Here is a 24,242-nt window from a genome sequence, read left to right on the forward strand (position 1 = left end):
CTGATATCGAAGAAGAACGAAGACTACTTAGGCTGAGATAACGGTTTGTTTATTTTTGTAGGCTTAACAGTATTTTTTTCTTCGTTCTTTACAGTTGAAACACTTGGTTTTATTACTTCGAATGGTATAACTTCCTTATCACCTGCCGCAACTTCTGCGAACGGTGCTTGTATCTCAGTTACTTTTACTACCGTGCTTTCGTTTGCAAAAGAATAACTACTACTTAAAACCAAACCAAAAAATAGAATAAAACGTTTCATATACACCTCAGTCAACATAATTCAGAAATCGATATTACTTCATTACTAAAGAAAATATAAACATAAAACTTTAATCTTTACACGATACTTGCAATTTCAGTAGTTCTTTAAATTACTGTCATAAAAAATAAAACTCAGAAAACTCCTACAGAGCGGATAGATAATCGTCAAATTAACGCACACAGAAATGGTTAAAGACTATAACGTCAAACTCACCCAATCCTCTTCAATGCTTCAATCATCTCTGACTGTTTATATGTTTCAAAATAATATTCGTTAATATCTGATGAACGGGACTAGAACGATTAGTTTGCTTCATTTGTAATGACGGCTTTTGGACGCTCGCCACGGTAAAGTTCATCCGGAATGGGAATAAACGTGAAACCTTCTCGTGGTCCTTGTGCAGAAAAAAGAATAGTAGCGGCACCTTGAAGTTTAATCGTTTCAAATAAGCTTGTAATATTACCGATTGTCGCAACTCTATTAATATCGATGCCCCTTTTTTCTAATGCACGCTTAGTTAACTGCTCTTTATCCTTCCAGCCCAAGATTTCCAATAGTACAAACTTCAGTTTACAAGCTTCTTCAAAGTCATCAATCCCTAACTCTTCTGGAACAACGATACAAGGCGCTGCATACCCTATATGCTTTTGATAGATCGTCTTCGGCAACTCATCATTAAAGTAATGAAGTCGTATATCGACTTTGCCATCTAGAATGTCACCTTCGTTCGAATCAATGTTGCTAGTCACATCAATCTTACTATTGGGAAATAAAGACATAAGATCCGTAAGAATCAGGTGTCCAAATGAGTACTGAGTTGTTTGAGGCAAGCAAACTGTGATGCTCCCTTCGTGTAAGTTAGGGTTGAATTCACTCAAATCCATACAAGATTCAAGTTTGCTCAGCGCTTCCTCTATTTCCGGCAACCTACGTTTGAGTTCATAAGTCGGCTCCAAATGATGAGCATAGCGAATGAACAACTCATCGTTCAGTTGTTCTCTTAAACGCGTTAAGTACTTACTAATTGACGCCTCACTTTTCCCTAGCTCTTTCGCTACGATTTTAATTTTCTTATGTCGATTTAGTAAAACCAACACTTTCAAAAGATTTAAATCAAGTTCTTTATTCATTACAATTCATTCTGTCTTATGGCGTCAAATGGAGTATCGATTATGCTGCATGAAGGCGACTACATTGATGACAATAGGTTAGATTTAATTTAACAAATCGCTTTGCCGTTACTCATATTCTATGCGGAAAGAACTAACTGATGCTTTGATTCCGTATCGAGATCTTTGTTGATTATTTAGTCTTTTTAGATACTATCTTCATCGGATATGCTATGTGAGATGCATGAGGTTTACTAATTCGACTATTGATTTAGTATCGTACTTTTGTAGTATGCGAGACTTATATGTACTGATCGTTTTTTCACTAAGAGACAAAGTTTGAGCGATCTTCTGGTTACTGTATCCAAGAGCGAGATAGTCAAATACCATCTGTTCTCGCACCGATAATGCTGGGTAGTGTTCAGACATCCCGCTTTTGAAGACTCGAAACCCCTTCACTGTCGAAACGATAGCATCAACGACCATATCACTCTGATCATTCTTACTCAGGCATGCACTTACACCGATTTGCGAAGCCAATTTTGAATAGTGACTAAGGCTCTGAGAGGTAAGAAAAATCAAAATTCCTTTAAAGCCATTATTTAATAAACTATGTCCTAATTTTAGGGAATTGCAGTCGGCAAGAAATACATCCATGAGTAAGATATCAACCTTATTCTCACTCAACAATTTAAGTACTTCTTTTTGACTCTCAGCTTGAAATATACCCCGTATAGGTACGCGTTTCTGAATTACAGACTGTAGACCTTCTCGGAAAATGGGTTGTATATCCGCAATTAAAATATTAATAGGCTTTAACATATATGAGCGTCTTTTTGGTTAAGGTCCCCTCTTCTTGGCAAAAAAGCAAACATTTACTGCTTATAATTATGAAAGCGATATATATTATTTATAAACTAGGTCAAATAGAAGTAAATTGACATTTTCAAATTTTGAATGTTCATTGGAGATAATTCACCACATAAAAATATTTTTATCATTTAATAAAAATATTACACAAGAAATACAAAACTGACTTTGCTTATAATCCACCAGCCCACGAACAGAACAATCAAAGCCAAGATAAATGGCCCAAATGTCAGTAAAAGCTCCAAGCACTTCTCATACAGCGTTTCTAAAGAAATGTTTTTCCACATTCAGAACCCTCTCTAAATATCAAAAAAGAAGTACTTTGGTTCGACCAATCGGCCACTGCAACTATCTGAAGGCAAGATTAAAAAAGATAATCACACTTTTCGTTTGTATTGGCGGGGTTTATTGAACTCTAAAAGGGATTTGAATACGGTGTGGTAGGCTCTAGATACAACAAAGCCCGCTAATTTGCGGTTTTTTTTTGCTCTCTATTGACTTAAACTTAAAGCACTCTTTGACTCACATAAGAAAAGCCTGTCGCTTCGTACTGCGCCTTCTGTACCATGCCGAGCACATCTTTTGGTTGGTATAGGTGGCTGTCATACACAACAACCACACTTTCATCGCCTCTTTCCAAGAAATTCTGCTCACCATATTCGGTGTAACGCGTTGCTCCCACTGCGACCACTAGCTGGCTTGGGAGATTTGCTTGTTTGAGTAATGCGTGAATGTTTTCCATCGGACCGCGCTCCGCTTGATGATTCATCTGATCACGTATCCAATCCAGCAGATCCGCATAGAAATAGGAGTATTCGTTTACTGCGCAATCTTCGCCGTAGGCAAATACCAGCTCTCCTCGCTTATGAAAGCTCGCGATTCTAAATCTGCCGATATCGCTATCAGGAGTGAGCCGTTCTAGTTCAATAAGTTGCGATGCCAAGCCTTTTGACGCTGCACCCCAATTTTTCTTCTCACTGATTTTATTCGCATCAGGGCGTCGAATCGAACAATCATTGAATGCGCCAAAATACGTCGGCTTGAGCTGTAAGACATGACCACCTTCATAAGTAACATCACAGATCAGAGCAAGCTCTGGTTCAATTTGTAAGTTCAAAATATCATTTGGCAACTTGGTCGTATCGGCACTTATTGGATATGTCGACAAATACGAATGTTCGATAAAAGGCACATAAATGGGGAACAATGCTTGGGGCTTATTAGCGTTCACATCTCCGTAGAGAGTAAAGTCATCAGCCTCACCAGCTTGTTGCAGGTGACCTGCGAAGTTTCCCGCGATACCTAAGATCATCGCATCTTCAAAATTGTGCATACGTTTACTTGTTCCTAATTATTCGTCGTTATTCGCGATGATATGTCTCGTCAAATCATCAATTTCAGCCAGCAACCAAGTCAGCGCGAGCAAATCTGCACTGCCGCCCGGACTAAGGTTTTTTTCAATAAGCTGGCGGTCAAAATCCATTAGCTGCTCTTCAAGGTTTGGATTATGCCAACCACCACTCTCAATAAGCTTCGATGCTATGTTCTGCACATAACGCAAACCATGCATCCCACCACGAGATACCACGTTGGTATCTTGATTGTGCACCATTAGCGTGAGCAACACTTGCCATAATGCTTGTTCTGCGGACGCGCCTTCATACAGCGCTTGTTGGTATGCATGCAAACTGTAAGTCATGATCGTTTGATAGCCAGACGCCGCCTCACCTCTTGCTCCAGTTAAACCAAATTCTCGATACAGCCGCTCACCATGAGTTTCCTTTTTAGAGTCGGTATTTTTCAGCTCTTGAAATACCATTAACGCACAGCTGCGCTTGATAACTTGGCTAATGTGCAAAGAATCGACCGCAATGCCTTTGCCTTTTAACCAGCCGATCGCACCACACACCAGTCCAAGTCCAAAGATCATCCCTTTGTGCGTATTCACACCACCAGTCGCAGCAAACATTGCGCGTTCAGCTTGAATTCCAATCGGGCGCAACACATCCAGTAATGTCTCTGCCGAGTGCGTTGCATGCGCAAGACCAGCGTTAAGAAAGCCATTGAGAAAAGGACGAATTGCACTCGCGCTGGCTTCAAACAGCGGCACATTCATATCTGAGTGAGCGCCGTTGCTAATAAGGTCAACAAGCCCCGGTTTTGGGGACAAGTGCACTTCCACCAGCATCGCGTGATATGCCAACTCAGAAACCAAAGAGAACAGATTCACCTTTACAGCAGAGCGATGCGCAACGCTTGGAACACGCTCGATATTTTGGTCGAGCAACAGTTTAAGAGCAACATTCGTCATAACACACCATCGACTCTATGTGAGAAACCAAGGTTTGAAGATCATGTTTACGCGAGCGCGCGCAAATCACGGCATCTTGTTCGCAAATAAGGCATTTTCTTCGAGTCATCCCTTGCCCTTTTCTTGAGATGATCTTTCCATCGACATCGATCACATCCAAATCCATTAACCGACCGAGACGATGGTTATTCTCTATCTCAATCATGGCTCGTTTGAGCGCCATGGCATTCGGTGCTTGGACCGCAAAAATTGCCTCTGGACCTGTGACTTGTCGTAGCAATTGTCGTCCTGCCATTGACCAGTCTTTTTCGAGACAAATGGCTTGAATCGCTTGCACACCCTGTTCGAAGATTCGCTCCGTGCACTCCGTCATTTTCTGAGGACCTGGCATATTGACGGTAAACGACAGCAAAGGAAGGGAGTGGCGTTTTAACCACTCACCTTGTCGTTTCACACGAGTTTCTTTGTTGCTCAAGACATCATCGAGACCAACTTTCAGCCCATAGCGAATGCTCATTCAGATTTAACCTTTCTGATGACATCAATCACAGAGCCATCGCGATAACGTACATAACCCACCACTTGATCGTCATATTCAATTGGTTCCGCTTTGCCCGTTAATGATTGCGCTCTCGCAACCAAGGCTTCCATATCAAGCACAGGCAGTCCAGCGTTCAACAAACGCTCTTTTACTTCTGGGCGTCGAGGATTCACTGCAATACCATGGTCAGTCACCAACACATCTATCGATTGACCCGGCGTTACCACGTTTAACACTTGCTCTACGACAGTTGGAATACGACCACGCACGAGCGGAGCCACAATCACGGCAAGGTTTGCGCCTGCCGCTGCGTCGCAGTGACCACCAGACGCGCCACGAATCACACCATCAGAACCAGTGATAACGTTGACGTTGAAGTTCACATCAATTTCAAGCGCGCTGAGAATGACCACGTCTAGACGATCAACCACTGCGCCTTTGGAAGATGGGTTAGCGTATTCATTCGCTGAGATTTCAATATGGTTTGGGTTTCGAGCAAGTGAGTCCGCTGCACCAGAGTCAAAACACTGCACGTCGATTAGATTTCGGATCAGCCCTCTCTCGTGCATAGAGACCATGGTTGAGGTAATGCCGCCCAGCCCAAACTCAGCGGTAATGCCTCGTTTTTCCATACTATTTTCTAGAAAACGTGTGACGGCAAGCGACGCACCACCAGACCCAGTTTGTAAGCTAAAGTCTTGCTTAAAATAACCAGAATTAATAATCACATCGGCAGCACGTTTTGCAATAAGCAGTTCACGTGGGTTACTGGTAAGACGCGTTTCACCGCCACCAATTTTGCTCGCATCACCAACTTCTTCGACTTCGACTGCGGCATCCACCAAATCTTGTGTGATTGATGCTGGGTGATTTGGATAACCGACGATAGATTCAGTAAGCATGACCACTTTACGCGCGTGTTGAGCATCGATTTTGGCGTAACCCAAAGAGCCGCAGCAAGATTTGCCGTTCATGCCATTTGCATTACCAAACTCATCGCAACAAGGCACACCGATGAACGCCACATCGATGTTTAGCTCGCCCGATTTAATCAAGTGCACACGTCCTCCATGGGAGTGAATATGCACAGGTTCTTTGAGCAAACCATGAGAAATGGCTTCACCAAGCTCACCGCGAATACCTGATGTGTAAATCTTACTCACTACGCCGTTTTTGATGTGCTCAACAACCGGCGAATGAATACCCGTTAAAGAGCTTGAAGCCAGTGTCAGATTCTTATATCCCATCTGAGCGATAGTATCTAACACCAAGTTAACCACCTTATCGCCACCTCGAAACGCGTGATGGAAAGAGATCGTCATACCGTCTTTAAGCCCAGAATCTAAAATGGCGGAACGCAGATCTGACTTTAGCTTTCTCGACTTTTTAGAGTTTGAGTCTTTGAGATGAGGCGTTAACGCATTTGCCTCCGAAAACAGTGACAACGTCTCTGGCAGCAATGCTGGTTTGATGGATTCCATTTGTTTCATGTTCGTGCCCTACTCTTTAATTCCAGATTGCGCTTTTTGTAACGTCCAACGAGCTCGCTCGATAATTGGTCCATCGACCATTTTTCCGTTAAGTGAAACCACACCAAGCCCTTGCTCTTGCGCTTCTTCTGCTGCCTCGATAACTTGAATCGCGTAATCCACCTCTTTTTGAGTCGGTGCAAATACGTTGTGAAGTAGCTCGATTTGCCTTGGGTTAATCAGCGATTTTCCGTCGAAACCTAACGACTTAATGTGTTCCGCTTCATTGAGGAATCCTTGCTCATTATTAGCGTCGGAATAAACGGTATCGAACGCCATAATGCCCGCAGCACGCGCAGCTTGCAGAATAGAACAACGGGCGAACAACAACTCTGTTCCTTCTGGGCTACGTTGCGTTTTTAAGTCCCTGACATAATCTTCAGCACCCAGTGCAATGCCAATTAAACGCGAAGACGATTGAGCAATTTCGATGGCGTTATTCACACCTTGCGCACTTTCGATTGCCGCCATCATTTTGGTGCTGCCAACTTCTCTGCCACATACACGTTCGATGTCTTCAATGCAGCGCTCCATTTCTTGCACGTCTTCTGCACTGTCTGTTTTTGGTAGACGAACCACATTGACGCCCGCACGCACAACGGCATGCAGATCTTTTAAACCAAACTCAGACTCTAGTGGGTTCACACGGACTACTGTTTCAATCTCTTGATACAGAGGATGTTGCAGCGCGTTAAACACCAACATGCGGGCGGTGTCTTTTTCTCTCAGCGCCACAGAGTCTTCCAAATCAAACATGATTGCATCAGGCTGATAAATGAAGGTATTACTTAACATGGCGGCGTTTGCCCCTGGAACAAACAACATGCTACGGCGTAACTTACTCATGATAATTTGCTCCATTGAATGTCATTGCTGTCTGCCGCGCGCATGACTGCAGCCTGAACGCGAGCCTTAATCACACAATCTAGTGCGCCTTTGTCTTCCACTTCTAACGTTGCGGAAGTCACGCCCATCGAATTGAGCACACCATGAATCAACGCTTCGATGGCTTTGCCAAACTGCTTTTTCACTGTGCTATCAAGAGAAATGTCGATGTCACCTTCTGGATTGGGTGAGATACGAACTTGCAAGTCACTTGATTCCAGTGTCCCTGCAAAAGCGGGTTTTATTATTTTCATTGAAAGACCTTTAACACCTTGGTTAAAAATTAATTGGGCTGTTAAGCAGCCACTGTTTCTTGGGTAAGGCACGGTAAAGCGTCCGTGTGCCTTTGTAGGTAGTCGATAGAGGTTGAGGGTAAAAAGTGAACCAGTTGATCCAATTGCCCTTTCTGCAAGAGTTTTCGCACCGTTGACGCTGAAATCGTGGTGCCTGACGCACACTTACGCTCTATTTCAATAACCCTGATTGGTGCGCCGTTGAGATCCTTGGTGGTTAATCTGTGTTTCATTTGTTGGTTGTAATAATGAGTCACAACACAGTCTGGCTCTGTCCCAACAAATCGGTGTGTAATGCCTAATGCTGGCGCAATATGCTGACGATATAAATTTAGATCAATAGCGGTATGACAATAATCAATCAATCGCTTCTCTTTAATAAAGTAAGTAGGAAACGTTGCTTTAGAAATTATATATTTTGAACCATGATGAATCGTAAAATTAGGAATATGTTTAGTACCACTTTCAATCATGTTCAAACGATCGTGATAAGCAAAACCTTTACCTTCTTCGCTGACGACAAATAAATGTAGCCAATCACATTGTGACGCCGCCGTTTCAATTAAGTATTGATGCCCTAAAGTAAACGGGTTTGCATTCATCACAATGCTGCCTATTTTATCTCCTTCTTTCTTTTTCTTTCTTAATGAACGTACAAAGTTTCTTAAATTGTTCTGACTATTTTCCATCAAGACTAATTTATCGTCCGCAAAAGAAATGGGGAAAAAACCAGATTCTCGAAACCTTTGCATATTCTGAGGCTTGGTAAACAAGAACAGATCAAAGCGCCCCATTTCATAAGCCATCGTGGTCAACTCAGTCATTAATCGCAGAGAAAATCCAGTACCTTGTAAGGCAGGATCAATCGCAATAGATTTTAGTGTTGAGCCAGCAAGACCGCCGCAAGCAATGATTTGACCTTGAGACTTCGCCACCACAAATCGCTCTACATCAGCGTCAACATCCAAATCATAACAAGTTAGAAACTCGGTAATAGCACCAAACTTCTCGTATTGATTTCGGTTCACTCGGCTAAATGCGTAGGTGTCAAACATGATCATAATCCTCTTTCGTGTTGCCGCCATCATGCGTCACTTGAATTTGAAAAATGATGATCCGTATCGACTATTTTCTTCTACTAAACGTCATTTATGAATTTAATGAATTTAATTACTTAACTATCTGTAAATTAAGTGATTGGATAATTAAAAACTTTAAATTCATAAGTGTGTATATATTCCACAAAGTAAAATGATCACACTCACAGTTAGGTTTTTCATTCAAATTTAAATTACGCCATGTTAAATCAACACGGAATAATAATGATGAACGAAAAGACCCTTTCAATAACTGAAACAAGAAGCCCGGGATTAGACTTATTATCTCAAGTCCGAATCTTTGGCTTACCATTACCGCTATATGCATTTATGTTCGCGGTCATGTTAATTGCACATATGACAGACACCATCCCTGATAATATTGTCGGCGGTTTTGGTTTTATGTTTGTTGTTGGTGCGCTATTTGGCGAACTGGGTAAACGCCTGCCTATTTTTAACAAATACATTGGCGGTGCGCCTGTTATGATCTTCCTTGTCGCAGCTTGGTTTGTTCATGCAGGTTTATTAACCCAAAACGAGATTGACACTGTCACTGCAGTCATGAAGAAGACCGATTTCCTCGACTTGTTCATTGCCGTTCTGATCACTGGCTCGATTTTGGCGGTTAACCGTAAGCTACTACTTAAATCATTAGTTGGTTACATTCCGACCATTCTTGCAGCCGTTGCAGGTGCTTCAATTCTCGGCATTCTTGGCGGAATGATGTTTGGCATTTCTATCGACAAAATCATGATGCTTTACGTACTGCCTATCATGGGTGGTGGTAACGGTGCAGGTGCGATTCCACTTTCTGAAATCTATGAGTCAGTCACGGGCGGCTCTAAAGAACAGTACTACTCGGTTGCAATTGCAATTTTAACCATCGCTAACATCGTAGCGATTGTCGCAGCAGCCGTTCTAAACAGCATTGGTGAAAAAGTACCGTCTTTGACTGGTAATGGCGAGCTATTGCGTAAGTCTAATTTCGATGTTGAAGAGAGCGAAGCTCCAAAAATCACTCCCCGTGAAATCGCGATTGGCTTGATGATGGCGGCATGTATTTACACCTTCTCATCCGCTCTTTCTAAAGAAATACTACCAGGTTTTGGTGACGTAAAAATCCACACTTTCGCTTACATGGTCATCATCGTTGCGATTGTTAACGCCTGTGGTATCTGCTCTGAAGAAGTGAAAGAAGGCGCAAAACGTTTGTCTTCATTCTTCTCAAAACAATTGCTTTGGGTGCTCATGGTGGGCGTTGGTATCGCTTATACCGACCTTGGCGAAATCATGAATGCACTAACCTTCACGAACTTAATAATCGCAACACTGATCGTTGCTGGCGCAATCATTGGTGCCTCTGTCGGTGGTTGGTTAATGGGCTTTTACCCAATCGAGTCTTCAATCACTGCTGGTCTATGTATGGCAAACCGTGGTGGCTCTGGTGACCTTGAAGTTCTTGCTGCGTCAAACCGCATGAGCTTGCTGTCTTACGCGCAAATCTCATCTCGTCTTGGTGGCGGTATTGTACTAGTCATCGCAAGTGTCGTGTTTGGCATGTTGGGCGGTTAAACCCCTTCTTATTTTGTCAAAGAGCAAAGCCTTCCTTTGCTCTTTGTTTTGTCCAATGGGAGATATTAATGGAAGTTAATTTATTTGCCGAAGGCTTAAACCTCATGACACTGGGTATGGGTTTTGTTTTCACTTTTCTTGTTTTCTTGGTCTTTGCTGTCAAAGCCATGTCTCGCTTTTTGGGGCGCTTTCATGTCGAACCAACTCCCCCTCCGCAAAAGAAAGTGTGTGCTGCCAAACCATCAAAAGATGATAACCAACTCGTCGCTGTGATTGCTGCCGCTATTCATCATCAAAAAATCAAACAAAGCTCGCTATAAGAGGAATTCGAATGTCTGAGTCTACTAAACGCATTGGTATCACTGACGTTGTATTACGTGATGCCCACCAGTCGTTATTTGCCACCCGTTTACGCATCGACGATATGCTGCCAATCGCCCAACAGTTGGATGACATCGGCTATTGGTCACTTGAGTGTTGGGGTGGCGCTACGTTTGATAGTTGCATTCGTTTTCTAGGGGAAGATCCTTGGGAAAGACTGCGAGAGCTCAAAAAAGCGATGCCAAAAACGCCGTTGCAAATGTTGCTTCGAGGTCAAAATCTATTAGGTTATCGCCATTACGCTGACGACGTCGTTGATAAGTTCATTGAGCGCTCCGTGGTAAACGGCATGGATGTATTCCGCGTATTTGATGCGATGAACGACCCACGAAACATGCAACAAGCAATTGCTGCGGTGAAAAAACAAGGCGCACACGCTCAAGGTACACTCTGTTACACCACTAGCCCTGTTCATAACCTACAAACCTGGGTCGACATCGCGCAACAATTGAGTGAACTGGGCGTTGATTCGATCGCAATCAAAGACATGGCGGGCATCCTGACGCCAACCTTAGCCAGTGAGCTGGTTTCAACATTAAAACAGCAAGTGGATGTTGACCTTCACCTGCATTGCCACTCGACCGCTGGCATGGCTGATATGACGTTAATGAAAGCCATTGAAGCTGGTGTAGATCGTGTGGACACAGCAATTTCTTCCATGAGCGGCACTTACGGTCACCCAGCAACAGAATCTCTGGTTGCATCACTTCAAAACACTGAATACGACACAGGTTTGGACATTTCAGCGCTGGAAGCTGTCGCTGCATACTTTAGAGAAGTACGTAAAAAATACGCCGCTTTTGAAGGTCAGTTAAAAGGCTCAGACTCTCGCATAATCGTGGCGCAAGTCCCTGGTGGAATGTTGACCAACATGGAAAGTCAGTTGAAACAGCAAAACGCCGCAGACAAGCTTGATGCTGTGTTAGAAGAGATCCCGAAAGTCAGAAAAGAGCTAGGGTATCTGCCGCTTGTCACGCCAACGTCGCAAATCGTCGGCACACAGTCTGTCATCAACGTCCTTATGGGTGAGCGCTACAAAACCATTACCAAAGAAACCGCTGGTGTCTTGAGAGGCGAGTACGGCAAAACGCCTGCCCCTGTCGACACGGAACTGCAACAGCGTGTGTTGGAAGGTTCAGAACCAATTACTTGCCGCCCTGCCGATAAGTTGGAGCCAGAACTGGAGCACCTGACCACAGAAGTGAGCACTCAAGCAAAAGCGCAAAACATTCCGCTCTCCGGCAGCGCTATTGACGATGTACTTACTATCGCGCTTTTCCCACAAGTGGGTTGGAAGTTCCTAGAAAACCGCGACAACCCAGACGCCTTTGAACCCGCACCTTGCAATGAAGCAGCAAGAGCAACAGCACAAGCAAAAATTAACACCAAACCAGAGAAACAAACCATGAATGCTACCTCAGAAAGCGGTGTTTACACCATTACCGTCAACAACCAAAGTTATGTCGTTCAGGTTGACGCAGGTGGCGATATTCAAGCCGTGTCAGAGCCGCAACCCGCGCCATCAAAACCAGTGACAACCGCTCAAGATGCCGAGCCAATGAACGCCCCACTTGCGGGTAACATTTGGAAGATCCACACCAAGCCTGGTGATGAAGTTGAAGAAGGCGATGTGCTGCTGATTCTTGAAGCGATGAAGATGGAAACAGAAGTTCGCGCACCACGTTCCGGAAAAATCGCCAGCATTGATGTGTCTGAAGGCGACGCGGTCGATGTAGGCGAACCTTTACTTCAACTGGCGTAACGAGGCATTAGTCACATGGAAAATGTCTTAGCGTTAGTGAATGACTTTGGTTTGTTCCACCTCGAATGGGGACAAGCCATCATGCTTATTGTTGGCTTGATTCTGCTTTATCTCGCCATTGTTAAACAGTTCGAGCCTTTGTTGTTGGTGCCAATCGGTTTTGGTGGGATTCTTGCTAACCTACCTGATGCAGGCTTAGCCTTGTCAGCGGTAGAAAACGCGCTCCATGCTGCCAAACCAGAGGTAATGTCAGCATTTGGCTCTGTGTTGAACATTGCGACGGACTCCGCTGCCGAAGTAAAAACGGCACTTGCAACGGCGACACCAACTCAACTTGCCAATATCCACTTACTCGCGGAAGAGTATCAATACTCAGATGGCATGCTGTACCTATTTTACAGCATTGCAATTGCATCTGGCGCTGGTCCTTTGGTGATATTCATGGGCGTAGGCGCAATGACGGACTTTGGTCCATTGTTAGCCAACCCTAAAACCTTGCTTCTTGGTGCGGCAGCTCAGTTTGGTATCTTCGCAACTGTGCTCGGCGCTCTGGGTTTGAGCTCTATGGGTTTGATGGATTTCAGTGTCGCGCAAGCCGCTGCTGTGGGCATCATTGGTGGCGCAGATGGTCCAACGGCAATTTATGTATCTAGTCTGCTCGCGCCAGAACTGCTGGGTGCTATCGCTGTAGCAGCTTACTCTTACATGGCACTTGTACCTTTGATTCAGCCGCCAATCATGCGCGCGCTAACCACAGAATCAGAACGCCAAATCACGATGCAGCAATTGCGTAAAGTGAGCAAGTTAGAAAAGATATGCTTCCCTTTGCTCCTGTTGATTCTGATTGCCATGTTGCTTCCTTCGGCGACACCGCTACTAGGTATGTTCTGCTTTGGTAACTTAATGCGTGAATGTGGCGTAGTTGAACGTTTATCAGATACTGCTCAAAACGCGTTGATCAACGTCGTCACCATCTTTTTGGGTCTTTCTGTGGGTTCCAAATTGGTTGCCGATAAGTTCTTACAGCCGCAAACCATCGGTATTCTCGCACTTGGCATCGTCGCGTTTTGTATTGGTACAATGGCAGGCGTATTGATGGCAAAACTAATGAACCGTTTCGCGAGTGAAAAAGTGAATCCACTGATTGGCTCTGCGGGTGTCTCTGCGGTTCCGATGGCAGCAAGAGTGTCAAACAAAGTGGGTCTAGAGGCGAATGCACAGAATTTCCTACTAATGCACGCGATGGGACCAAACGTAGCCGGCGTTATCGGCTCGGCGGTTGCAGCAGGCGTGATGATCAAATATGTGATCGGTTAGACAGTTACACAAGGAACGAGGCTCGATTGACTACCTTCAATAGATCTCGATCAGGTCTCTTCCTTGTTTCATTTGATAATTTACCCTTCAATCAATAAGAAGCTTACCATTCATGCCAGACCGAACATTTCACGACTACCTCTGTCGTAACCTCTCTTTTAGACAGCGTGTATGGGCGCTGCTTTTTGTGGTTGTTTCGTTTCAATTACTCCTTATCGGTGGCTATTTCCACCACATCCTTTCTGATACGTTAAACCACCAGGTCAGTGCGCGCGCAGTCATACAAGCTCGTGAAATTGCCAGCGACCCTCAACTGATCGAAGCAGTCTCTTTACGAGATACAGCGCGGGTACAAAAACAAATTAAGCGCCTACAAGGGATTTCCGATGCCAACTTCATCGTCGTTGGCGATAGTAAGGGCACTCGCCTAGCGCATCCAGACATCAAAAAAGTTGGCTACCCGATGCAAGGTGGAGACAACATACGCGCCCTTCAACAAGGATTGCACTACTACTCAATACGAGAAGGCAGCTTAGGTTTTGCGATACGTGGGAAATCCCCCATTATTTCCTCAACCGGCGAGATCATTGGTGTTGTTTCAGTGGGCTACTTACTGGATACCGTTAGTAATTTACTGCTCCTCTACTCCACGCCATTTTTCTTTGCCTTATTGATCATTCTAGTTTGCTCATCTTTAGGCGCTTGGTTCTTCTCTCGTCATATAAAAAGTCAAATGTATGGTATGGAACCAGAAGAGATCGCCCTCTCCCTCCGCGTGCAAAACTCGGTGTTTGAAGCGGTTTATGAAGGCATTATTGCGGTCGACAAACAAGGCCGTATTTTGTCGGCAAACCAGAGGGGACTTAAGATTCTGGGAATTGCGCGTAATCTTTCCCACCTACAAGGTCGAATGGTGAACGAATACGTCACCCCTGCTGACTTTTTCTTGGGAGCAAAGATGGGTGAAGACTCAGAGGAGTCACAGAGACAGCATCAAGTGATTACCTGTAATGGCGAAACCTTGGTCGCGACTCGTGTAAAGATTTGGGAAGACAACCAACACTCTGGCTGGGTCATCAGCTTCAGACCACGCAATGACTTAAGCACGCTCACATCGCAATTAAACCAAGTTCAGCAGCAAACCGACAATTTACGAGTATTGAGCCACGAATACGCAAATAAGCTTTCTACAGTCAGTGGGCTGATTCAAATTGGCGCGTACGAAGAGGCGCTCAGTGCCGTAAGGCAAGAAACAGAAACACATCAAAAGCTGATTGATTTCATTTCTCGTACGTTCAACTCCAAAGTGATTGCGGGTCTGTTATTAGGCAAATACAGCCGAGCAAAAGAACTTGGTCTTGCTCTCCATTTTGATCCGTACTGCCACCTGAGCGGTACACCAACCAAACTTACTGATGATGAGTTAGCCGCCATCATAGGTAACCTACTCGACAATGCTTATGAAGCAACGTTGAAAAACCCTGACAGCAACAAATGCATCTCGATACTGATTTCTGACGCCAACGAAACGGAATTGGTGGTCGAGGTTGCTGACAATGGCACTGGAATACCCGATGAAATCGCAGAATCCCTATTTGATAAAGGGATCACCAGCAAATCGCAACCGGGACACGGCATTGGCTTGTATTTGGTCCACCAGCTTGTCAATAACGCTGGCGGTGCAATCCTTGTCGACGATGCCGAACCAACCGGAACAATCTTTTCTTTATTTATTCCTAACGAGAGTTTGAAAGATGGAAATTTATGACGTTTTGATAGTAGAAGATGAATCCAATATCGCGGACTTTCATTCTTACTATCTTCAGCAAACACAACGTTTCAGACCTATCGGAATTGCAAAAAGTATCGCTGAAGCCAGAAAGATGATTCAGTTACTGAAGCCAAAACTGGTCTTATTGGATAACTACTTGCCTGACGGCAAAGGCATCGATTTATTGAAAGACATAACCGCTGCCAAGCAGTCACCAGATGTTATTTTTATCACCGCCGCCAATGACATGGAAACAGTAAGAGAAGGCGTAAGGTGTGGCGTGTTCGACTATCTGCTAAAACCGATCTCTTATGATCGCTTAACCGATTCTTTAGAGCGCTATCTGAAGTACACCAGTTCGTTAAAAGCAAATGACAACATCAATCAACGCCATGTCGACGAGCTGTTTAACTTTCAATCCAAATCATCACACATGCAAGCCTTACCCAAGGGGATCGATGAGCTCACGCTCGATAAAGTCACGAATGCCTTTGATGATGGCGAAATTATTTACACGGCGGAGTCTCTAGGCAATGAAGTCGGCATCAGCAAAACAACAGCAAGACGTTATCTTGAGTTTTTAGCCGCAAAAGGGTTTCTACTTGCTGTGATTCAACATGGTAAAGTTGGTCGCCCTGAAAGGGTTTATCAAAAGAAAATGTAACCTCCCCTTTGCTTAGGAAGAACGCTTTGAAACCCTACGATTCAAAGCGTTCCCTAAACGTCGTTGAAGCAACAACGTAAATCACAAGGTCAGATCCGCGGAGATAATTTCTGTGCCGTCGGAGACTTCCAATCGTTCAAGATTATCACTGTGCGCCTTGCATAAGGGCACCACGAAAACCTTACGCTCTTCCCCGTCTTTTCTAACCAGAACACCATAATCATGCTCTGCGGTACAGTTGGCTTCGCAGCAAAGGCGATGCTTAACGGTGCTGAAGTGACGCCAATACGCTAGCCACTCTAGTTTTGCTTTTTCCGTAATTAGCTCATCAGATATCTTACTTACTATCATACTCATACCATTTGTTTAGTAGACAGAAGCATTACACCGGATCATCGAGTTTGAGTTTCTAAGCGCGTTCAAAGAAAAGCGCAGATTTAATGCATGATTTAATTTCTATGGTTTTTATTCTCTTTACGCTCCCAAAGGGCACTCTTTGCAAATATAAGGGCCTTGGCTTGTATACTTTGTTGCCGATTCTTGATTTAGAATGACTAGATCTTTAAATCGCCGCCGCGTCTACAAACCAAGTCATTCTCGCTGAACCTAGCATCTCGAGGTTACTTGGGTATAGAACACCCATTAAAAACAAAGCGTATTCAAATGTTGATTTCAAAAAAGATCACTAAAAACAATAATATCAACAATGATTTTGTCGATATGCAAAATCTAAGATTCAAATAATAGCAAGTGAAATTTAGTTCAATAAAAATAAATAAAGAAAAATCCAATCAGTGTTATATCTATGGTAAATAAAACATAGAGAATGGCTTATTGACACAAATGTAACAATATGTTTCCATAAAAACATCAAGTTCAACTTTTCATCAAAAGGTGCCTGATAGCCATGGAAAAACTAAGTAAAGAAGAGCTTAATGCGATTGCAACAAGAATGTTGCAAGACCTTATTATGTGTCGGATGCTTGATTTCCCCGAGCAAGGAAAAACAGCAAAGGAAATATCATTACTAACGAGGATCGATATATTCTCTGCATTTAGCATGCTCAACAAGCTAATCGATTGTGGTTTGATAGAAGAAAATAAATATCGGGATGACATTTATTATCGAGCGATCAATATTCCCGAATATTTTCACGTAAGTGTGCATCCCAATATTATTCTTGATTATGCAACAAGAAAAACAGAGCACATAAAGTTCTCTGGCACTTCAAAGCGATTATACAAAAAGCACTATATTTCTAACTGATACGAAGGCTAATCGTTATCCTAGCCACAACAAAAATGAAGGCTTACCGTGGCAAGCCTTCATCTTGATGATGTTTAAATGAATATTGATTTAAGAGACGTGGTATCGAAGGGACTAACGGCTAGGAGCTAGAGCTAGAGCTAGGAGCCATTTTGTTAATGTAAACGTCCGGCATCAAACAAGACGTGATGTCTGAGTTTTCGTACTCTACACTGTTCATTAGCTTTCCGCCTTGTAGATCAACGTTCTTCACTCCCATTTGTTTAAGGTCGTTAAGTGAGTAGTACCAACCTTCTGTGAGCTTGTTTTTTTGGCAACTTCTGTCTCTTATCTGACCATAAACCGTGATATATGGGTCGACATTGATGTAATTAAAGTACGCCTTTTCTTTGACCCTCAGATGGTTGAGGTAACCTTCATATTGATTCCAATAACCGTTTGGAATGGTTTGTTTCCACAGTTCATCAGATTGTAACGCACCACCGTGCCACCCTATCAAGGCATCCTTTTTAATGGTGATACTATTGGCAGCCGTTAAGACATAGTTTGCGCATGCTGAAAAACATAGACGGCTGACTTCCACATCAAGATTATTTTCTTTTACAAAGTACCCAAACTCGATACCGGTATCAATCTCGCCTCCAGGACTGGTAATTCTGAGCTTTTTAATCTTCTTATCGCTAGATTTTACTAACCGAATTGCTTTTAAAACATCACCGCCAGAAATGACACCATCATAAACCAAAGTATCACCAACAATGATGACTTTACTCGCGGTTGGAACCATCAATTGTTGTGATGCACAGCCTGACAATATTACTGACAAACCAACAAGAATATACTGACGCTTCATAAACTGTTCTCGTTTTATATTACGATTAAGCCGCAGAAAAACAGCAAAAAGAGACACTTTACATCTTTTTTGCTTAGTCTTTTCATGAGGAAATAAAGACACGAGAAGACAATTCGTTATATCTTCTCCAATTGATTCATAAAAGCACAGTTTGATCTCACAAGATAATAGATATCAGATAGTTATGCGATCAGGTTCAAACATTAATTGCAGGGGAATATATTTACCCCATTGACACATAAGACATAAATATAGTTAAGCACAGAATCTAATTGAATATATGAATGACATATGCTCAAGTGACTTCAAGATGCAGGGTTCAGAGCATTGTCATTGATTCCCTGTTTACCGAAATTAAGTAATAAAAGTCAGTTTTTTATCAATAGTCGACAACGTGTTGAATTGAAGGATACTTATTAACATCGGCTTCACGTTCTGCCTCTCCTCTCTTCCACCTTAATTACTCGCTGTCTTGCAGCTGTCACTCGCTTTGTCTGTGTATTGTTCATCTCAGCCAAAGAATGATTTCACTTATTCCCTAATTATCAGAGAGTTAATAAGGCGTATTTTATTGTTCAGACACTCACTACAAATTCATAAACCTGATGAGGACAGGATGACTGCTCTTACTGGTCACGAGATGGAGAAACTATCAATGAACAATAAAAACAACACGTGGGTCGGGTTACAAATAACGTCTTTAGCGTCACTGGCAGCGATCGTATTTAAACTCAATACCTACAATGATGTGTGGCTAACCACATCCCTTCTATTCTTTGGTGTATTGACACCTATCCTTGTTTTCGCCCTGAGAAATCGCAACAGACTGTCATTTTTGATGACCATTGCTCCAACCATAGTCATCATTCGTATCGGTGATCAAAATGACATTTCATTGGTTGGGTGGTTAACCGCCTTATCGTTGATCCCGTTGCTTGTTCAGTTCATCGGCATTGCGAAAGAGATATACAAAGAGAGCCCAAACGAATTTGCCCTTACCTGTATACGCCTATTTCTCGGATTGAACTTCTTAACCCACGGAACGGAAAAGTTGTTTGCAGGAACCCAGATACACAATGGAATGCGAAGTTACTTTGGGCAGGTTGCTGGCTTTGATGCGGTCGGTCCTTGGTTCACTGACTTAATGATCTACGTAGGTGGTATAACGGAAATTTCCGTGGCGCTATTGATTGGCTGGGGATTGTTTACACGCATCGGCGTTTTGTGGGCAATTGCGTATTTAATTGCAGCGGAGCTCTTCTCGGGTCACTTCTTCACAGGATATACGTGGGCACTGCCGGGCGGCGGATGGGAATTTCCTTTCTTCTGGGCAATGGCATTGTACCCATTCTTGTTCCTGCACAATCAAGGGGCGTTATCTCTAGATAGCATGCTTCGTCGAGTTCGCGCTTAAGCTGGTTTTCTCAGCTTAGCCACCCTTGCCGATTTCCCCCGTCCAAAAAAGAGAGTTTGAGTTTCGCAAATCTCACGAAACTCAAACTCTTATCTAACAATAAGCTTATTTCGCTTTGATGTACAGATCTTTGGTGTAGATCTTATCCTCAGCGTTGCCTTTCGGATAACCACCGAGAAGTGGAGAAACCAAACGAGTCGTCACGTACTGATAGATAGGCGCTAATGGCATGTCTTTCGCCATCTGAGTTTCTGCCGCGTAGTAAAGCTTGGTTCGCTCTTCTTCTGAGGTCGAGTTCAACGCTTTTTCTATGATGTCATCGTACGCTTTGCTCTTATAGTGAACTCCGCCATTGACGTTAGAGCCGATCATCAAAGTCAGGAAGGTTGATGCTTCGTTGTAATCCCCACACCACGCGGCGCGCGTAACATCAAAGTTCCCTTCATCACGACTGGCTAAATAAGATTTCCACTCTTGGTTTTCTAAGTGAACTGTCACGCCCAGTGTTTTCTTCCACATTGATGAAATGGCAACGGCGAGTTTCTTGTGGTTTTCTGATGTGTTGTACAGCAGATTAATATCTAGAGGATGCTGTTTGTCATAGCCCGCCTCTTTAAGCAGTGCTTTTGCTTTTTCATTACGCTGCTTTTGAGTGAGTTTGCCGTATTCAGGCAACTGAGGGGAAAATCCGGCCGTGATTTCTGGCGTCAGGAAGTACGCAGGCTTTTGTCCCTGCCCGAGGATGGCTTTGGTAATAATGTCTCGGTCAATCGCATAAGACAGCGCTTTACGTACTCGAACATCATCAAACGGTGCACGTTGAGTATTGAACTGATAGTAGTAGCTACATAGATTGCCTTTTATCGACAAGTCCTCAGGGTACTCTTTTTGAAGTCGACGGAAGTGTTCGTTTGGCACTTCGTTGGTCATTTGAATCTCACCTGACAAGAAGCGGTTCATTTCTGACACCTGATCTTCAATAGGCAGATAAGTCACTTTGTTAATGACGGTGTGTACATCATCCCAATACTTTGGATTTCGCTTAAGCACGAGACGCTCGTTGACCACCCATCGGTCTGGCACATATGCACCATTCCCCACAAAGTGTTCCGGCTTGGTCCACTTATCTCCCCACTTCTCTACCGTTGCTTTATGGACTGGCATCATGGTGGTATGAGCGAGCATCTTAACAAAGTATGGTACTTCAGCATCGAGCTCGACCTTAAGGGTATAGTCATCAAGCGCTTGGACACCTAACTGACTGATGTCTTTCTTGCCTTCTATGATGTCTTGCGCGTTTTTCATTTTGGTCGAAGAAAGATACCAAGCGTAAGGTGACGCAGTTTTTGGATCCACGACTCGACGGAAGCTATAAACAAAATCTTGCGCAGTAACCGGGTCACCATTAGACCATTCTGCGTTGTGTCGTAAATGAAAAACGAAGGTGCGATTGTCCGTTGTTTCCCAAGACTCCGCGACACCAGGGATGGTTTTACCATCGGCATCTTGCGTTACTAAGCCTTCCAGTAAATCGCGAATCACATTAGATTCTGGAACGCCCTCGGACTTTTGTGGATCAATGGTCGCGACTTCGGTGCCATTACCTCGAACAAACTCCTGCTTTTTAGCCAGCTTTACTCCGTCTGGCACGTTCGCGGCGAACGCAGGTTGAGTAACGGCATAGCCGATGATACTGGTACTGATAAGGAGTGTAATTTTAGTATTGTTATTAATGAACATTGTTGTGCCGGCTTGTTTGCTGTGAAACTTTTTATTAACAACCACTATTCACTACAATATCCCTCTTCAAAAGATAATAATTATTCACAAAATCAGACGCTTTACATCACTTCATCACCACAACTTATCTCTTGCTAATTAGATTCAATAAAATAGTCACGTTGGAGCTTTGAGCTTTGAGCTTTGAGCTTTGAGCTTTGAGCTTTGAGCTTTGAGCTTTGAGCTTTGAGCTTTGAGCTTTGAGCTTAAGGATTATCAAAAATTATTAGAAAATAAATCAAATATAGAACTGTTTTTTATGGACTATTCCGAGGCTAGGATTTCAATACGCACTGAATGAGACGCTCAACATCTCATTCGAGTCGCCAAAATCCATACATCAAACTGTTCATTTCAAAATGGAAATAAAATGAAAAAGCATCTTTTAACTACCAGCCTCTTCACTGCTGCTGCCGCAATTTCAGCGGTGGCATCCTATTCAACTTACGCTGCGGAAATCGGTTCTCTTGAAGCCGTGACACAATTTAACGACTACCGCGGCGCAGGTGTCACCGTAACACCCGAAGGTCGCTTGATCGTAAGCATGCACCCTTTGGACAATCCCAAATATCGAGTCGTCGAAGTGATGGCGAATGGTACTAAAAGACCCTTCCCAACCATGGACTGGTCAGACGGACCAGAGGTCGGCGATGTAGGCTTAAGTGCGGTTATTGGCGTTCACTCCGACAGCAAAGGTACGGTCTGGATGCTCGATATGGGCAGCGAAACCTCACCAGCACAATTGGTCTCGTGGGACACGTCTAAAAATAAGTTGAGCAACCAAATTACAATTAACTCATCTGCACTAAGAGACAACTCGTTCCTGCAAGATTTTGCCATCGATGAAAAGCACGCGAAGATCTACATCGCTGACATGACCTTTGGCAACTTCATTGGGGCAACGAAACCCGCTATTGTCGTGGTAGATTTAAAAACGGGTCAGTCGACACGTGTATTAGAAAATGCCCCCCAACTTATGCCAGAAGACAGAGATATAGTCATCGAAGCTTCTCTATTGGCATCGAAAACAGAACAAGGTGCCACGAACCACTTACGTTTTGGGTTAAACCCAATCGCTATTGATGACAATAACGAATGGCTCTACTTTGGCGCATTTACTGGCACAAAAATCTATCGAGTTCCGACTTCAGCCCTAGAAAATGCAAAAAACACAGATAGTAAGCTGCAGAATAAAATCGAAGTATATGGACCAAAAAGACCCAGCGATGGCATTGCGTATGCGCCAGGGGGTGGCATTTTAGCGACCGATCTCGAACATAGTGGTGTTGGTTTGGTAACCAAAGGGAAATATCAGACACTTATTCAAGACAAAAAGCTATCTTGGCCGGACAGTATGGCAGTCAGCGGCGATTACATTTATGTCACCCAAGACCAGCTTCATCAGCACCCAGCATTCAGTCAAGGTCTCGGTAATGCAAAGGCGCCTTACACCCTGTATCGCTTCAAATATCAACCTTAACGGTCATCTATTACGTGTGAACAATGTTTCTCTTTACATACGGTCAGTAGCGACATAACGTCGAAGGAGATAAAAAGCGTTTCAATCCCAAAAATTCAAGGAGTTATCATCAATGAAGAAGATCAACATTAATGAGAAATTTGGGCTTTTTTCAGAGCAGTGGACACCCAAAATATTAGCTGAGTCGAACGGTCAGCTAGTTAAAATCGCAAAAGGCTCTGGCGAATTAGTTTGGCATAAACATGACAACGAAGATGAACTATTTATCGTCTTTAAGGGTGAACTGACGCTGAAATTACCAGAGCAAGAAGTGGTACTAAAGCCGGGTGAAATGTTTGTTGTACCGAAAGGTGTCGAGCACTGCCCTGTCGCTGAGCCAGACACTCACTTCATGATGATTGAGCCATCCACAACGGCGCATACTGGTGAGCTGAAAAGCGATATTACCGTATCGGTTGAAGAACAAGAGTGGATATAGCGCGATAAAATTAACCACTAGTCATTATATCCCTGCACCTTGAGGTGACTTAGGGATTAGTATCAAAGCTGGTCTAGAGCTCAAAACTAAACCAGCTTTTACCAAAGGGGCAACGCTACGGCTCTCTATTCAGCGCTAGCTTGGAAAAGCACATCTAGTTCGGTTTGTGCTTTTAGCAAATTCTCTAAAGGCAAAAATAGAGGTTCCGGAAGCTTGTCTAAGTCAAACCATTTCCATTGCTTACACTTCTCCGGTTCAGCGACCTGAGGCTCTCCAACCTCACATGAAGCAGCAACAAACAAAGTGACATAGTGCTTACCCTCTTTCTCGAAAACATCATTCGTGAAGCTCAACTTCTTAAAAGACCCAACAACTAAGCCGGTTTCTTCGAGTGTTTCGCGCTTAGCACAATCTTCAATAGATTCACCCCATTCAAGGTGTCCTCCGGGTGTAGCCCAAGTATGAGCCCCGTGTGAGCCAATACGTTCACCAAGTAGCACTCGTCCTTCGCGCACAATCACTGCCGCGACACCTACTCTTACTGCTTTATCCAATCTAATCCCCTTTTTAATTACTGCATAACGTCGCAATACTTTGCTATGTATT

The 24,242-nt window shown here is 43.6% G+C and carries 24 protein-coding genes and 1 pseudogene; 10 read left to right on the forward strand and 15 right to left on the reverse strand.

What is annotated here, in order from left to right; all coding sequences use genetic code 11:
* Positions 1–23: 23 nt before the first annotated feature.
* The 11 genes and pseudogenes from ATB76_RS05165 to citC form a co-directional block, all read right to left on the reverse strand.
* Positions 24–260, reverse strand: coding sequence for a hypothetical protein (locus ATB76_RS05165; protein WP_146067548.1), 237 nt, complete (start codon positions 258–260; stop codon positions 24–26).
* 238 nt (positions 261–498) lie between these two features.
* A pseudogene (locus ATB76_RS05170) lies at positions 499–1,393 on the reverse strand (LysR family transcriptional regulator).
* A 210-nt stretch (positions 1,394–1,603) separates the two neighbouring features.
* Positions 1,604–2,194 carry a response regulator transcription factor gene (locus ATB76_RS05175; RefSeq protein ID WP_042600688.1) on the reverse strand — a complete coding sequence of 197 codons (591 nt, stop codon included), beginning with the start codon at positions 2,192–2,194 and terminating at the stop codon, positions 1,604–1,606.
* Positions 2,195–2,385: 191 nt separating this feature from the next.
* Entirely contained in the window at positions 2,386–2,529 is a 144-nt protein-coding gene (locus ATB76_RS28880; RefSeq protein WP_346393697.1) for a hypothetical protein, read from the reverse strand.
* Positions 2,530–2,747: 218 nt separating this feature from the next.
* Entirely contained in the window at positions 2,748–3,575 is an 828-nt protein-coding gene (locus ATB76_RS05180; RefSeq protein ID WP_061034821.1) for a DUF5718 family protein, read from the reverse strand.
* Between the two features lie 18 nt (positions 3,576–3,593).
* Positions 3,594–4,553, reverse strand: coding sequence for a triphosphoribosyl-dephospho-CoA synthase CitG (gene citG / locus ATB76_RS05185; RefSeq protein WP_061034822.1), 960 nt, complete (start codon positions 4,551–4,553; stop codon positions 3,594–3,596).
* A complete protein-coding gene (citX, locus tag ATB76_RS05190; protein ID WP_061034823.1) occupies positions 4,534–5,070 on the reverse strand; it encodes a citrate lyase holo-[acyl-carrier protein] synthase in 537 nt (178 codons plus the stop codon). The genes citG and citX overlap by 20 nt, the downstream gene beginning before the upstream one ends.
* Complete coding sequence (gene citF / locus ATB76_RS05195) at positions 5,067–6,539, reverse strand: citrate lyase subunit alpha (RefSeq protein WP_038873363.1); 1,473 nt, start codon at positions 6,537–6,539, stop codon at positions 5,067–5,069. The genes citX and citF overlap by 4 nt, the downstream gene beginning before the upstream one ends.
* A 54-nt stretch (positions 6,540–6,593) precedes the next feature.
* Positions 6,594–7,469, reverse strand: a complete 876-nt coding sequence (citE, locus tag ATB76_RS05200) for a citrate (pro-3S)-lyase subunit beta (protein ID WP_005445440.1) — start codon at positions 7,467–7,469, stop codon at positions 6,594–6,596.
* Entirely contained in the window at positions 7,466–7,762 is a 297-nt protein-coding gene (gene citD / locus ATB76_RS05205) for a citrate lyase acyl carrier protein (protein ID WP_017190258.1), read from the reverse strand. Before citD ends, citE begins: the two co-directional genes overlap by 4 nt.
* A 41-nt stretch (positions 7,763–7,803) precedes the next feature.
* Positions 7,804–8,862 (reverse strand): [citrate (pro-3S)-lyase] ligase, encoded by a 1,059-nt coding sequence (gene citC / locus ATB76_RS05210; RefSeq protein WP_081094892.1) that lies wholly within the window; start codon positions 8,860–8,862, stop codon positions 7,804–7,806.
* Between the two features lie 264 nt (positions 8,863–9,126).
* On the opposite strand from citC, the gene ATB76_RS05215 reads away from it, so the two are divergent.
* The 6 genes from ATB76_RS05215 to ATB76_RS05240 all read left to right on the forward strand — a co-directional run bounded on the left by ATB76_RS05215 (position 9,127) and on the right by ATB76_RS05240 (position 16,365).
* A complete protein-coding gene (locus tag ATB76_RS05215) occupies positions 9,127–10,470 on the forward strand; it encodes a 2-hydroxycarboxylate transporter family protein (RefSeq protein ID WP_017190260.1) in 1,344 nt (447 codons plus the stop codon).
* A 68-nt stretch (positions 10,471–10,538) separates the two neighbouring features.
* The gene (locus ATB76_RS05220; RefSeq protein ID WP_042600680.1) at positions 10,539–10,790 is read left to right on the forward strand and encodes an OadG family transporter subunit; all 252 of its coding nucleotides are present in this window, start codon (positions 10,539–10,541) and stop codon (positions 10,788–10,790) included.
* A gap of 11 nt (positions 10,791–10,801) precedes the next feature.
* Positions 10,802–12,613 (forward strand): sodium-extruding oxaloacetate decarboxylase subunit alpha, encoded by a 1,812-nt coding sequence (gene oadA / locus ATB76_RS05225; protein ID WP_061034824.1) that lies wholly within the window; start codon positions 10,802–10,804, stop codon positions 12,611–12,613.
* A gap of 15 nt (positions 12,614–12,628) precedes the next feature.
* Positions 12,629–13,930 carry a sodium ion-translocating decarboxylase subunit beta gene (locus ATB76_RS05230; protein ID WP_005445449.1) on the forward strand — a complete coding sequence of 434 codons (1,302 nt, stop codon included), beginning with the start codon at positions 12,629–12,631 and terminating at the stop codon, positions 13,928–13,930.
* Between the two features lie 112 nt (positions 13,931–14,042).
* Complete coding sequence (locus ATB76_RS05235; RefSeq protein ID WP_061034825.1) at positions 14,043–15,698, forward strand: sensor histidine kinase; 1,656 nt, start codon at positions 14,043–14,045, stop codon at positions 15,696–15,698.
* Positions 15,685–16,365, forward strand: coding sequence for a response regulator (locus ATB76_RS05240; RefSeq protein WP_005445452.1), 681 nt, complete (start codon positions 15,685–15,687; stop codon positions 16,363–16,365). Before ATB76_RS05235 ends, ATB76_RS05240 begins: the two co-directional genes overlap by 14 nt.
* Before the next feature lie 81 nt (positions 16,366–16,446).
* On the opposite strand, the gene ATB76_RS05245 is transcribed toward ATB76_RS05240, so the two are convergent.
* A complete protein-coding gene (locus ATB76_RS05245; RefSeq protein ID WP_005445453.1) occupies positions 16,447–16,716 on the reverse strand; it encodes a hypothetical protein in 270 nt (89 codons plus the stop codon).
* Positions 16,717–17,272: 556 nt separating this feature from the next.
* On the opposite strand from ATB76_RS05245, the gene ATB76_RS05250 reads away from it, so the two are divergent.
* Positions 17,273–17,632, forward strand: coding sequence for a hypothetical protein (locus ATB76_RS05250; protein WP_005445454.1), 360 nt, complete (start codon positions 17,273–17,275; stop codon positions 17,630–17,632).
* Between the two features lie 121 nt (positions 17,633–17,753).
* Here ATB76_RS05250 and ATB76_RS05255 read toward each other — a convergent pair whose 3' ends face one another.
* Positions 17,754–18,485 carry a hypothetical protein gene (locus ATB76_RS05255; RefSeq protein WP_061034826.1) on the reverse strand — a complete coding sequence of 244 codons (732 nt, stop codon included), beginning with the start codon at positions 18,483–18,485 and terminating at the stop codon, positions 17,754–17,756.
* Between the two features lie 616 nt (positions 18,486–19,101).
* On the opposite strand from ATB76_RS05255, the gene ATB76_RS05260 reads away from it, so the two are divergent.
* On the forward strand, positions 19,102–19,899 hold the full coding sequence (locus ATB76_RS05260; RefSeq protein ID WP_042601620.1) for a DoxX family protein: 798 nt from the start codon (positions 19,102–19,104) through the stop codon (positions 19,897–19,899).
* Positions 19,900–20,004: 105 nt separating this feature from the next.
* Here the strand turns inward: ATB76_RS05260 and ATB76_RS05265 are convergent, their stop codons facing one another.
* The gene (locus ATB76_RS05265) at positions 20,005–21,639 is read right to left on the reverse strand and encodes an ABC transporter substrate-binding protein (protein WP_009697438.1); all 1,635 of its coding nucleotides are present in this window, start codon (positions 21,637–21,639) and stop codon (positions 20,005–20,007) included.
* Between the two features lie 409 nt (positions 21,640–22,048).
* Here ATB76_RS05265 and ATB76_RS05270 point away from each other — a divergent pair, with 409 nt between their 5' ends.
* Together ATB76_RS05270 and ATB76_RS05275 are read left to right on the forward strand one after the other, a co-directional pair.
* The gene (locus tag ATB76_RS05270) at positions 22,049–23,158 is read left to right on the forward strand and encodes an L-dopachrome tautomerase-related protein (protein ID WP_042601621.1); all 1,110 of its coding nucleotides are present in this window, start codon (positions 22,049–22,051) and stop codon (positions 23,156–23,158) included.
* 112 nt (positions 23,159–23,270) lie between these two features.
* Positions 23,271–23,636, forward strand: coding sequence for a cupin domain-containing protein (locus ATB76_RS05275; RefSeq protein WP_005445460.1), 366 nt, complete (start codon positions 23,271–23,273; stop codon positions 23,634–23,636).
* A 125-nt stretch (positions 23,637–23,761) separates the two neighbouring features.
* On the opposite strand, the gene ATB76_RS05280 is transcribed toward ATB76_RS05275, so the two are convergent.
* Positions 23,762–24,190: an NUDIX hydrolase gene (locus ATB76_RS05280; RefSeq protein WP_005445461.1), complete on the reverse strand. Its 429-nt coding sequence runs from the start codon at positions 24,188–24,190 to the stop codon at positions 23,762–23,764.
* Positions 24,191–24,242: the final 52 nt, after the last annotated feature.

Source organism: Vibrio sp. MOR3 (assembly GCF_001557775.1).
GTDB lineage: Bacteria > Pseudomonadota > Gammaproteobacteria > Enterobacterales > Vibrionaceae > Vibrio > Vibrio jasicida.